Below are 11,617 nucleotides of genomic sequence, written 5' to 3'. Positions count from 1 at the left end.
AACTTATACAAAGTCAACTTCAACAATGGGTAGCAGCCTTGCCCAATTATATCAAGGCTTATTTGCCGATTTCAGTCTGCGAAGTTTGAGTTATTAATAATGGAAACTTTGAGACAGAATAACTTGAAAATTAATGTTGGACAGATTGATTGTTGTGCCCAATCTTTGGCGAAGAGGTAGTCAATGTTAAATTTTTAAGGCCTTTAAGAGAAAACCCTATCAATGAACATACCAAGAGTAGTAATGCACTTATAAAAAAGCAAATTTTCGCCCCAAAAGAATCGCCAATTAAACCTAAAACAGCATATGTCACGGGGATTGAAATGCTTGTTATCATATTATTAATACTGCTTACTCGTCCGCGTAATTGTGAAGGTACCAATGTCTGAAAGGATGTACTCACAGGTAATATGACGGCAATAAGAGCAAGACCTAATACAAAGTTTCCGATATCTGCAATAATTAAGTTAGGTGCCAAAAATATGACAAACATGCCAAATCCTTGGACCGCCAATGCTAAATTAAATAATATGCCTGTTCTTCGAGGCCTTGCTAAACCAATCACGATGCTCCCGACTAATATCCCTAAAAACATAGCTCCTTCAAAAACGGCGAATGAACTGGCATTAGCTCCAAACCCTTTTTTTATCATCATTGGGGCAAGAACATTGATCGAACCCAAAGCAATATTAGCTATTGTTGCAAGAATTAACACACTCAGTAAGATGCGGTTACGCCCTAACCATTGAAATCCTTCACGCATTTCTCTAAATATTTTTTTATCGAAAGTCTTTTTGTAATTATCCCCACCATCCTCCAAGACTGCCTTGCCTTTCATTAGAGAAACAAATAAAAATGCTACAATAAAACTCAAAGAATTCAAACCGATGGCGTAACCCGCTCCCCAAAGTGATATTAAGCTACCACCGAGAATAACAGCGAATAACTGAGCAATTTGTTGTGATGATGAAAAAAAAGAATTCGCCGTTATTATTTGCTCCCTATCAACCAACTTGGGTATTAGGGCATTCTGTGAAGGTGTAAAAATTGAAGATGTTATGGATAAGCATATCGTTACTGAATAAAGAATCCAGAGTTGGAAGAAATCAAACATCATAGATAAAGCCAATATCATGGTCACAATGGCCTGAATGATTTGTGCCAATTGCATCAAGGTTTTCCGGTTATATCGATCAACAAGAACGCCAAGGAATAAACCAAATAGGACTTTAGGTAAAAAAGTTAATACAAGAACCATCCCTACCTGTAGGCTAGATCCCGTCTTTATAAATACATACCAGGAAATCGCTATATTGTATAATGCGTCACCCAAATAAGAAATTGATAAACCGATCCATAGCCAGCGAAAATTACGATTCATGGCGATAAGATTAAAGTACTTTTTAATCATATGTAAATTACCTCAATTTGTTAGTTTAACACCAGGACAAATAAAATCAATATGTGCACCTGTTAATCCATCACCAATACCAAAATGAATACCAATGGCACCTTCGTTTAGTTGGGAATTTTTACTCCAATCTAAATCCTTTTCTGTAATACCACCATTTGTACTAAATGCCATTTCGGTTAAAACAAGTTCACTTCTTTTGTTTGTTAATTCTTCTAATTCCTCAGCTAAATCTAAATTGCCCGTAAAAACATGCTTTACATGCGAGTCTTCAATGACGATGTTCAAAGGAAGTAACCCTTTATCCCTAATACCTGTAAGAAATTCCCATGCTCTCTTGTATGAGGGAGGAATCATTAAGATTCTTGATTTTCTAAATAAACGATTCCATTCACCATAAGAAGGGATCTCATCATCATTTGTAGGGATAAGGACTACGTTTTTTATTTCGTTTTGCGAAAGATTATTTACCGCGTGAAAGGCGTTCCTTTTACCCGTGAAATCCCTCCCGATCACTTATTTACCTCAGCGAATCATAAAGAAGCAGCTGCTCGATTAGAATATTCAGTCCAACATCGACAGTTTTGCCTCCTCACCGGAGAAGCAGGTATGGGGAAGTCCACAGCGGTTCGAGCCCTCGTTCATCAACTCGATCCGATTCACTATCGCTATTTGTATTTATGTGACTCGTCTCTTACGCCAAAGCTCTTTTATCGTGAAGTGCTTCAATGTTTTGGTATCCAGCCCGCCTTTCGATCAACGGAAGCGAAAAGGCAGTATCAATCGTTGATGTTAGATATCTATGAAAATGAGAAAAAGATTCCCGTGATCATTCTTGATGAGGCCCATCACTTTTCTGAATCAATGTTACAGGAACTTCGATTTATTTTGAACTTCCGAGAGGACTCAATGTCGCCACTATCCCTTATTATTGTCGGACAACAAAGTTTGAGAAACCAATTAAAAGTCAAACATTTGGAGGCAATTGATCAGCGCATTCAGATGAGGTATCAAGTGGTGGCTTTGACGGAACAAGAAACGGCCGAATATATTCGGCATCAACTTAAGGCTGTCCAAACCGCGCATGATATCTTTTCGGAAGAAGCTATTCAGGCGATTTACACCTTTAGTCAGGGTGTCCCTCGCAAGATCAATACATTATGTAGCCAAAGTCTAATGGATGCTTATTTGCAGGAAAAAGCTATTGTTGGGGAATCCCACGTTCAACGAGCCATGAACGAGATGGGATAATGAGTGTAGAAAAAGAGAAGAAGGAACCCACACACGACCTTACCGAAGGTATAGATGAGATGGAGGCTACCATCGAAAGACTAAGAGAAGAAATCAATAGGCTTATGGAACAAAGGGACGACTTATTAAGGGTTAAGCCATACTTAAAAAGGAACTAGGAGATTGGTGCAAGGTCTTTTCACTTTTTTTCTAGTCAATTAACTGTCCAATATCATTGCCAGTGGCGATGTGGATGGCCGTTAGTCACAAGCCACGTCACTGCCACTGGCAATATATCCGACATTGAATGCGTCTGCGGACACCTTATCATAAAAGAGGAATGACAATTTAAAAAATCAACCAAATGACAAAAATATTTTTACCTCTTGTTAACATAATCATCGTTAAAAGAACGTAAAAAACCGATTCTCTAAAAATGGAGATCGGTTTCTTTATGAAACATTAGCAGGAGAATAGGAAAATAAATTCAAGTCTGCGGCGGAATATATTCTCCTGTTGTTACATTAAAGCCCACTGCTTTCATTTTTGTCTGGTCACTATTCCAACCTATCACTAATATTAGGCTAATATTTCTCTCTGTTTCTTTTCTAAGCATAAAATTATAACCTTTAGCCCAATCTTTACCTGGATAAATATTACCCATTTTCAGTGCCTTTTTAAGCAATTCTGGTGAATCATACTTAATATCTTTCATTTGGATAAACTCTTTTTTAGGGTAAGGAGAATCACCTTTATTGGTCAAATCATTTATTTTATCAATTTTTCCATTATGGATGGTTACTAAAAAAAACTTATTAGTATCTGGCACTCCAAATGATATATTCCAATGTTTTCTTTTACCATTACCACCAATTATCTTCCCAGACTTCTTATCTAAGTCAATATTTATTGCATCTAATAATTGAGCATTTTTATTCCACTTCAATGCAGAATGATATGCTAATTCAATCGCTTGTCTTATTGATAACTTTCGGTGTTCATCGGATTCTAATGTATCTTCAGTTGATTGTAATGAACGAGCGGATACTTTCTCAACAGTACAAATAGAAATTAACAAAAGTAAGACAACAAGGATTATTTTTTTCATTTTTTCGTCCCCTTTTTGGGGTATATTCTTTCCAAACCTAATTCAATTATCCTGCTCTGTTAGTTTAACAAGGGATAGTAATAAAATTTCGTTCTAGTTGACATAACCATTCTTATGAGAAACACCCCACAGGTCATTTTCGCCGATTTCGGGCGTTTTGTGTTCGGGAAATAATGCAAAATCAAGGCTTATAATTAAAATTCATGATCTCCCGTTTTCTCGGGATTACTTCAATTTTCGTGATCCTTTTTGTTGAAATAACAAGGTTTCTAATAGAAATCTATGCTGCTCAAAACAATCTACCTTTTCTTGGTAAATAATATAATGTTATGTTTTTTGAACATTTGATGCAACCTTTTTCAGTAAAAAAACTGGACGGGGTATATATTTTCTTCCATTTGGAACAGGACTTAAGCTGTTTAGTGCTAGCAGGTAAGGCTATCTTTCTCCTTCTGCCATTACTTTCACTCCACTGTTTTTGCTATTTTTCAAAAGTTCATAATTATTGTTTACAAAGAGGGTGTCGAGTTGTATACTTGTATTACAAATTTTTAGAGTTTCAGGGGCAGGGAATAGCAGCAAATTAGGGGTTACCACAGAACGATATTTAAGCTGAAAGAGGAGAAGCCAATGAAATCATTCGAATTCCACTTGTTTCCAAAGGTTGTTTTTGGTGTTGATCAACTAGATAGAATTGGCCGTCTAATTAAGGAAAGGTCAAATGGAAAGGGTGTAATGATTTGTTATGATTCCGGGAATTGGATCATGCCATTAGTCCAAAGGATTCAACAAAATTTAATAGAATCCAAATTCGAAGAGGTATACATATATCAAGGCATCAGCGCAAACTCCAATTACTCTGAATGCAGAAAGGGTTTAGCTGAATTTGAAAAAACCGAAGCAAATATTTTGATTGCTGTTGGGGGCGGAAGTGTCATGGATGCTTCCAAATGGATCGCTCATCAATCAAAAGTGGATTATTTTGTTACCATTCCTACAACGGCGGGTACCGGAAGTGAACTAAACGAATGGGCGGTACTTAAGAATGAAGCAACAAATATAAAGGAAAGTTATCCTTACAGGGCTGCCGATCTTGCGATTCTTGATCCAACTGTCACCGTATCAATGCCTCTTGCTGGAACGATATTTACAGCTCTCGACGCGTTCTCACACGGTATGGAAGCTTATTTGTCAAATCAATCATCGACGATCACGGACGAATTAGCTTTGGCAGGGTGCCAAACTATTGTCGATCATCTTGGTAACTGTCTCAAAAATTGCAATAATATAGAAAGCCGAACACAGTTAATGGAAGCCTCACTTATGACCGGGATGGCCATGTTAAATGCAGGACTCGGGGTTTTGCATTGCATAGCGAATATTGCACCGGGATTTTATCCGGAGTACCCACATGGCTATTTTTGTGCCCATTTATTAAAAAATACATTGCTATTAAATAAAGATATGGTAAGCAGAGAGAAGGTCGATAAGCTTAAACCACTCGTTGAAAAGGCAGATGCCTTGTTTAGTGACTTTTTAAAAAGCCACCCAACAAAACCATTTGTAATCGAACAGCGGGATTTGCCTGAACTAATAGGAGCCGCAGTTGAAAATACAAATCGTTTAACAAATCCTAAGCCGGTAACGGAAAATGTAATAAAAGAACTGATTACAAACACATTCATAACGTCCTAAGCAATCGGAGGGGAAATCATGGCGGAAATACTGAAACAATATATTAGCGGAACATTTACAAAACCGACTGGGGGGATTTGCCTGGAGACAAGGAACCCTGCTATGCCGGAAGAACTTGTTTCCACTGTTCACCGCGCAAGTGCGGAAGAGGTGAATCGTTCGGTAGAAGCAGCCGCTCGTTCACTTACGGAATGGAAAGCGAAAACAGTTAAAGAGCGAGCGTATTATTTAAAGCTCCTATTCTCTCTTATTGAACAAAATAAAGAAAAACTTGCTAGGACAATAACGATAGAAATGGGAAAGACCATCCATGAGTCACGTTCAGAGGTAGATGCCTCTTTGGAAATGATTGAATGTACCCTAGATGAATCTTTCGGGTTGGCTGGAGATTATCGACCGTCAACCGTCAAAGGGAGAACAACCTTTGCCAAGCGGGTACCACTTGGTGTAGTCGGTTTAATTACACCGTGGAACTTTCCGTTATCGACCCCCATTCTTAAGTTGGCCCCGGCTTTACTTACGGGTAATACTGTGATACTTAAACCCGCTGAGGATGCGTCGGCTGTCGCATGCTTGTTAGCGGAACTCATTGATAAAACAGGTATGCCAAACGGTGTATTTAATTGTATTTTGGGGAGCGGTGAGACTGGGGATGCTTTGGTCAATCATCATCTTATTGACGGAATCTCTTTTACAGGTTCTTCATCCGTGGGAAGAAAAATTGCCGAAACATGCGGTCATTCACTGAAACGGTTATCACTGGAACTTGGCGGAAAAAATCCCTTGATTATTATGGATGATGCTGATATTTCAAAGGCCGTCCGAGAAACGGTGTCAGGTGCCTTTGGTATCGCCGGCCAAAGATGTTCGGCAACAAGCCGGTTATTGTTACATGAATCCATCCAAGCGGAGTTTTTGGAAGAATTTTTGTGTGAGGTCAATAACATCGATTTTGGAAATGGAATGGATGAGAAAAATAGAATGGGGGCGATTGTTAATAAAAAACAATGGGAACGGGTGAAAACCATGATTGATTTTGGGATACAAGAGGGTGCAACCTTAAAAGAAGGCGGATATGATAACACGGAAAGCAGTTATTTTATAAAGCCGACCGTTTTTACTGATGTACAGTCAAAAATGTCTATTGCACAGGAAGAAATTTTTGGACCGATTGTCGCTGTCATAACCTTTAAATCTATAGAAGAGGCCATTGCAATTGCCAATGATACCTCTTATGGCTTAACGTCTGGCATTTTCACCTCTAATTTGGACAATATCCAAATGGCTATTGATGGCCTCGATAGTGGTTCTGTCATGGTAAATGCATCAACGGCTGCTTCGGAAACTCACATGCCTTTTGGCGGAAGAAAAGCATCCGGTAACGGGCACTGCGAAGGTGGATGGTCAAGTATAGACAGCTTTACTGAATGGAAAACGGTGTACATTAATTAAGAAAATTAAGATGCAAGAATGGATAAAAGCATTGAAACGACAAGGAAAAGGCCTGCACTGATTGAGATAAATGAAATTTAAATCATTGTTTTTCCCCTATCACAACGAAAACATGATGACAAAGGATGCATTGGCAGCCCCGACCTTATTGTTGAAGTTATTTCTCAAGACTAAAACCCGACTTTTAATTTCCAAAAAGAAGTTTCGCATCATCTCATCATATATTTTTAAAATTCTAAAAAAAGGGTTGCATTCAAATGGCAACCGTTTTATTATTGATTTAATAAATCCATTTGATTTATTAATGTAACATAACTCAAATGACCTGTTGTTTGGCCAGCTAAAATAAGATGATGAAAGGACGACCCAATGATTACGGCTATTTTGAGCATTGCGGGAGGCGGCGTAATGGTGTTGTTGATCTATGTTGTGTGGATGCATACACCCCGCTTGATGAAGGAAAATAGTGACGCATTGATTGTGCTGGGGTACCGGTGTGACAATGATGAAGTTGATCCAATGTTAAAGGAGCGTCTTGAGACGGCTCTGCAACTATTAAAGCAGTATAGCTTTCAATATGTCATTGTATCAGGTGGAGCTGTTGCCTCAAAAATGTCTGAAGCTGAAATTATGCGGAATTACTTCATAGAAAATGGTGTCAAAAAGGAACGTATTTTATTAGAAAATCGCTCTTTAAACACGGTACATAACATCGTTAACTGCAAAATTATGCTAAAAGAATACAATCTGCAAACATGCTTGCTGGTATCAAATTCTTTCCATATCCGGAGAATGAAATATATTATGGAGACTTTGGACATACCGGCATCATTTTATGCCAAGCGAAGTTTGACTGCGGTAATAAAACAATTGTCCCTTACCTTTCAAGAAATCCGCGCCTACCGTCTTACAAAACCGTGGCTCGAGAAGGCATTGGGTATGGATTCATTACAAGTAATGGGGCATGTGTCAAAACAAACTGAGAGCACTTCGGCAGAAAATAAGAAAATGTAGGCATCTGATTTATAATAGATTCGAGACTGCTACTAGGAAGGGTGTTATGTCGGCATGCAAACCGAAACGAGCAATAAATGGCTTAAATCGATCAACCAGCAAAAGGTACTCCGTTTAATTTTTATAGAAGGACCCATATCAAGGGTAGAGTTGGCAAAAAGAACGGGTTTAACCCAGCAGACGGTAACTAATATTGTCAATCGGCTCTTAAGTGAAGAAATTGTCGTGGAAAGAAGTCCGATTACAAGCGGCAGCGGCCGCAGACCCGTGCCCCTTATCATTAACGGCGCCAATATGTTCGCCATTGGCATCGAGGTTGCAGTGAAATATGTGCGCGGGACATTAAGGGACTTTAACAATCGGCAAGTTAAGGAAATAACGGAATATGTCACTGCTTATGAAAGTGAGGAACATCCGCTTCGTTGCATTAGTAAGGTTATAGATGGCCTTCTTTCGCATATTCCAGATAAAATTCAGTTAAAGGGAATCGGCTGCAGCATTCAAGGGCTTGTTGATTCAAGGCAAGGGATCGTCATTTATTCACCCGGGCTTCAATGGAGGCAATTTCCGCTCAAAGAGAAATTAGAAGAGATGTATGACTCGCCTGTTCATTTGGAGAATGATGCGAATCTCCTTGCCCTAGTGGAGAATTTAAATGGACACTTAGCCGAATCACATAACAATATTACCTTGAAATTTGACCATGGGATCGGCGGTGCCATTGTTATTAACAAGAAGCTTTGCTCAGGGGCAACACATGTTGCAGGCGAGTTTGGCCATTATAAAGCCTTTGAAGGGGAGAATGCGAAACTGTGCCATTGTGGTGCAAAGGGCTGTTTGACCACTTTAGCATCTGTCAGCGGTTTGAAACGAAACGCCAGAATCTCTCCAGAAGACCTTTATGCACGCCTTTTAGCTGACGATCCCGAAGCGAATAGGTTGTTCGCTGATATTACAAGCGCCGTCGGCGGGGCAATAAGCAACATTATTACTTTTATCAATCCAGAAAGTGTTCTGCTGACTGGGAAGCTTTTTGATAAGTTAAGGGATGTCTTCATTCCGTCCCTTTCTAAGTATATTGCAGCGACAGTTCCCGAAACATGCCAGGGTGTTAACTTGATTTACTTACCGGAAACACCGGATGAGTCCACGTCAGCTGCGGGACTGGTTATGAACCAATTTTTTGATGTGCCGCTCGAGCAATTGCCGTAATAAATCCAACGCTTGGAAGGATGAAAAGAATGCCTGACTATCGATTGCTGGCGCTAGATTTGGACGGGACAACATTAACTGATAAAAAAAAGATTACGAGAAAGACAAAAAAGTGGATTCACCGCGCGGTTGATGCTGGGGTAACGGTCATATTTGCAACCGGCAGAGGGGTTCAGACAGCGGAACAATTCTGGTTGGAGCTTCAATTGAAAGCCCCAATGGTATTAGTGAATGGGGCGGAAATTTGGGAGGAACCAGGTCAGATTCTTAAGCGGCATTTTCTAAGCGGGGAAGATATTGAAAGGCTCCATCGGCTGGCAGTGGATGAGGAAGCATGGTTCTGGGGGTACAGCGTAGAAAGCCTTACTAACAAAAACAAGTGGACAGATGAGATGTTTGAGAGGGAGTGGTTGAAGTTTGGCATGCGCCATGATGATCCCGCCTCGATAACCAAGTTGAGAGAGCTGGTCGACAGTTGGGGGACGCTTGAGGTAACCCGTTCTGCACCGATTAATATGGAAATATCGGCAAAAGGCATATCTAAGGAGAGCGGCGTCAGGATGATTTGTGATCATCTCGGCATACAGATGGGCCATGTGATGGCAATAGGGGACAATCTTAATGATTTACAGTTGATCCGTGCAGCGGGACTTGGCATCGCAATGGCTAACGCTGACGAAGAACTCAAACAGGCGGCGGATGCTGTAACGGCTTCTAACAATCGCAATGGTGTGGCTAGGGCCATTAAACGCTATATATTTTAAAAGAAACGATAATTGCCGCCAAAATGGGGCAGTTATACATATTCGGATCTGAAAATTCTATTGATTGCAAAAAAATTATTAATGTTATACACTGCACCGTTTTACATGCCTTTAACATTCAATTAATATCCAAAAGCTAGAATGGGAGAAACCGATTGGAGAAACAGCAACTTAGGGGAGGTGGTGCTGTGGCTTGATCAAGTCATTGAAGTGTCTTAAGATGCAAGGCTAGTCAAGTGCAGGCACTGAGCATGAATTGTTAGAACAAATGATGAAATGGAGGGTGTTAGGGATGAAAAGGAAGGCATTGAAAGCTTGTTCGCTTTTGTTTGCACTCGTGATGCTTTCTTCAATACTGTTTGGCTGCAGTAATGACGAAAGTGCTTCAGGTGACGGGAAACAATCCGGTGACGTTTACAAGGAAAATGGACTGCCAAAAGATAAAGAAGTAACGCTGAAAATGGCCTATTTTACCGGTGGGCAAGGCAAAGAAATTATTGATTACGCTATTAAAACATTTACTAAAAAATTCCCGAATGTCCATTTTGATGTGATGGCCTCGCCGGATATTGCGAAGATTATTCAAACGAGAGTTTCAGCAGGCAATAGTGAGGAGATGTTTGATCTTTTTAACCGTGAGGTGCCGGGCGGGATGCTGCCGCTTGTAAAGGAAGGACTGCTTGAGCCGGAGGAGGATTTATGGGATCACAAATTATATGATACTCCTGATAAGAAAATTAAGGATGTGGCTTTGGAAGGCGAATATGAGGGCCGTGATCAGATTCTTGGCAAGACATACGCCGTTCCAGTCGATTCAACTGCCGGCGGCTTATTTTACAATAAGAAAATGTTTGAGAAGCATGGATGGAATCAAAACCCAAAAACGTGGGATGAATTCAAGAAACTTTTAGCGGATATTAAGGGTGAAGGCATTTCCCCAATCATTTTCCCAGGCATGTATCCTTATTATTATGATAATGCTTTCGGCTATCGAAAATTATTTGAGATTGCCGAAATGAACGGCAATTTGAAGGAATTTACGAAGGATTACAAAGAATATAATCCACCGGTCTTCCTAAGTCCTGAAAACATTGAAAGATGGAAGCGGATCTATGAGCTGGGCAAAGCTGGGTATTTTCCAAAAGGGTTGGCTGCGCTTAGTCATACGCAATCGCAAATGCAAGTTATTCAGGGAAAAGCGGCGATGGTCTCCACGGGAAGCTGGGTAGAAAATGAAATGAAAAAGTCGGCACCTGATTTCGAATGGGGATTCATGGCTGTTCCGTTTGTTGAAAAGCCAGGCCAGACCATTTGGGTCAGACATACACCGGGCCATGGGTTCTACATCTGGAAGGATAAGCCTGAACTTCACAAGAAATGGGCCAAGGAATTTACCGTCTGGCTGTGGAATTTGAAAGTTCAAAAGGTCTTTGCGGAAAAAGGCGGCACTCTTCCTGTCAGAAAAGACTTCCTTGATGACAAAAAAAGGGCGGATTCTCTGCAAAGCGCAGCTAAAGCGGTTCTGAAATACACCAAGGAAAATAATGTCCGCATGGCAACGGGACACAGAGATGTTAGTCTCTCAGATCCCCGCGCCAAACAAGCCAATAAACTTAGGGATGAGGCGATTGTAAACATTTTCCTGGGGAAAGAAAAGCCGATGCCTATGTTAAAAAAGGCGGAAAAACTCATTGATGAGGCGATAAAGGCTGAGAAAAAGAAATGAGATTC

The 11,617-nt window shown here is 40.2% G+C and carries 11 protein-coding genes; 8 read left to right on the top strand and 3 right to left on the bottom strand.

Going from position 1 to position 11,617, the window contains the following annotated elements; genetic code table 11:
* Positions 1-130: 130 nt before the first annotated feature.
* Both EV207_RS18715 and EV207_RS23205 read right to left on the bottom strand, forming a co-directional pair.
* Positions 131-1,411: an MFS transporter gene (locus EV207_RS18715; protein ID WP_132747679.1), complete on the bottom strand. Its 1,281-nt coding sequence runs from the start codon at positions 1,409-1,411 to the stop codon at positions 131-133.
* 12 nt (positions 1,412-1,423) lie between these two features.
* Positions 1,424-1,927, bottom strand: coding sequence for a CgnE/CgnB domain-containing protein (locus EV207_RS23205; RefSeq protein WP_165887009.1), 504 nt, complete (start codon positions 1,925-1,927; stop codon positions 1,424-1,426).
* On the opposite strand from EV207_RS23205, the gene EV207_RS23200 reads away from it, so the two are divergent.
* Entirely contained in the window at positions 1,886-2,662 is a 777-nt protein-coding gene (locus EV207_RS23200) for an ExeA family protein (RefSeq protein WP_279389206.1), read from the top strand. The genes EV207_RS23205 and EV207_RS23200 overlap by 42 nt on opposite strands.
* Positions 2,662-2,820, top strand: coding sequence for a hypothetical protein (locus EV207_RS23195; protein WP_165887011.1), 159 nt, complete (start codon positions 2,662-2,664; stop codon positions 2,818-2,820). The genes EV207_RS23200 and EV207_RS23195 overlap by 1 nt, the downstream gene beginning before the upstream one ends.
* A gap of 308 nt (positions 2,821-3,128) precedes the next feature.
* Here EV207_RS23195 and EV207_RS18695 read toward each other — a convergent pair whose 3' ends face one another.
* Entirely contained in the window at positions 3,129-3,749 is a 621-nt protein-coding gene (locus EV207_RS18695) for a hypothetical protein (protein ID WP_132747676.1), read from the bottom strand.
* Between the two features lie 630 nt (positions 3,750-4,379).
* On the opposite strand from EV207_RS18695, the gene EV207_RS18690 reads away from it, so the two are divergent.
* From EV207_RS18690 to EV207_RS18665, 6 genes are all read left to right on the top strand, one after another.
* Positions 4,380-5,444 carry an iron-containing alcohol dehydrogenase gene (locus EV207_RS18690; protein ID WP_132747675.1) on the top strand — a complete coding sequence of 355 codons (1,065 nt, stop codon included), beginning with the start codon at positions 4,380-4,382 and terminating at the stop codon, positions 5,442-5,444.
* Positions 5,445-5,462: 18 nt separating this feature from the next.
* Positions 5,463-6,896, top strand: a complete 1,434-nt coding sequence (locus EV207_RS18685; protein ID WP_132747674.1) for an aldehyde dehydrogenase family protein — start codon at positions 5,463-5,465, stop codon at positions 6,894-6,896.
* Between the two features lie 369 nt (positions 6,897-7,265).
* Positions 7,266-7,910 carry a YdcF family protein gene (locus EV207_RS18680; RefSeq protein WP_132747673.1) on the top strand — a complete coding sequence of 215 codons (645 nt, stop codon included), beginning with the start codon at positions 7,266-7,268 and terminating at the stop codon, positions 7,908-7,910.
* 54 nt (positions 7,911-7,964) lie between these two features.
* On the top strand, positions 7,965-9,122 hold the full coding sequence (locus EV207_RS18675; RefSeq protein ID WP_132747672.1) for an ROK family transcriptional regulator: 1,158 nt from the start codon (positions 7,965-7,967) through the stop codon (positions 9,120-9,122).
* Between the two features lie 29 nt (positions 9,123-9,151).
* Entirely contained in the window at positions 9,152-9,886 is a 735-nt protein-coding gene (locus tag EV207_RS18670) for a Cof-type HAD-IIB family hydrolase (protein ID WP_132747671.1), read from the top strand.
* Between the two features lie 292 nt (positions 9,887-10,178).
* Entirely contained in the window at positions 10,179-11,612 is a 1,434-nt protein-coding gene (locus EV207_RS18665; protein ID WP_132747670.1) for an extracellular solute-binding protein, read from the top strand.
* Positions 11,613-11,617 lie beyond the last annotated feature (5 nt).

The sequence above is a fragment of the Scopulibacillus darangshiensis genome, assembly GCF_004341035.1.
Lineage (GTDB): Bacteria > Bacillota > Bacilli > Bacillales > Sporolactobacillaceae > Scopulibacillus > Scopulibacillus darangshiensis.
The sequence above is the reverse complement of the archived record's forward strand: the minus strand, read 5'-3'. Positions and strand labels throughout refer to the sequence as shown.

Coding starts and splice junctions, on each gene's coding strand:
- EV207_RS18715 (WP_132747679.1), bottom strand. CDS start 1,411: ATGATTAAAAAGTACTTTAATCTTATCGCCATGAATCGTAATTTTCGC.
- EV207_RS23195 (WP_165887011.1), top strand. CDS start 2,662: ATGAGTGTAGAAAAAGAGAAGAAGGAACCCACACACGACCTTACCGAA.
- EV207_RS18695 (WP_132747676.1), bottom strand. CDS start 3,749: ATGAAAAAAATAATCCTTGTTGTCTTACTTTTGTTAATTTCTATTTGT.
- EV207_RS18690 (WP_132747675.1), top strand. CDS start 4,380: ATGAAATCATTCGAATTCCACTTGTTTCCAAAGGTTGTTTTTGGTGTT.
- EV207_RS18685 (WP_132747674.1), top strand. CDS start 5,463: ATGGCGGAAATACTGAAACAATATATTAGCGGAACATTTACAAAACCG.
- EV207_RS18680 (WP_132747673.1), top strand. CDS start 7,266: ATGATTACGGCTATTTTGAGCATTGCGGGAGGCGGCGTAATGGTGTTG.
- EV207_RS18675 (WP_132747672.1), top strand. CDS start 7,965: ATGCAAACCGAAACGAGCAATAAATGGCTTAAATCGATCAACCAGCAA.
- EV207_RS18670 (WP_132747671.1), top strand. CDS start 9,152: ATGCCTGACTATCGATTGCTGGCGCTAGATTTGGACGGGACAACATTA.
- EV207_RS18665 (WP_132747670.1), top strand. CDS start 10,179: ATGAAAAGGAAGGCATTGAAAGCTTGTTCGCTTTTGTTTGCACTCGTG.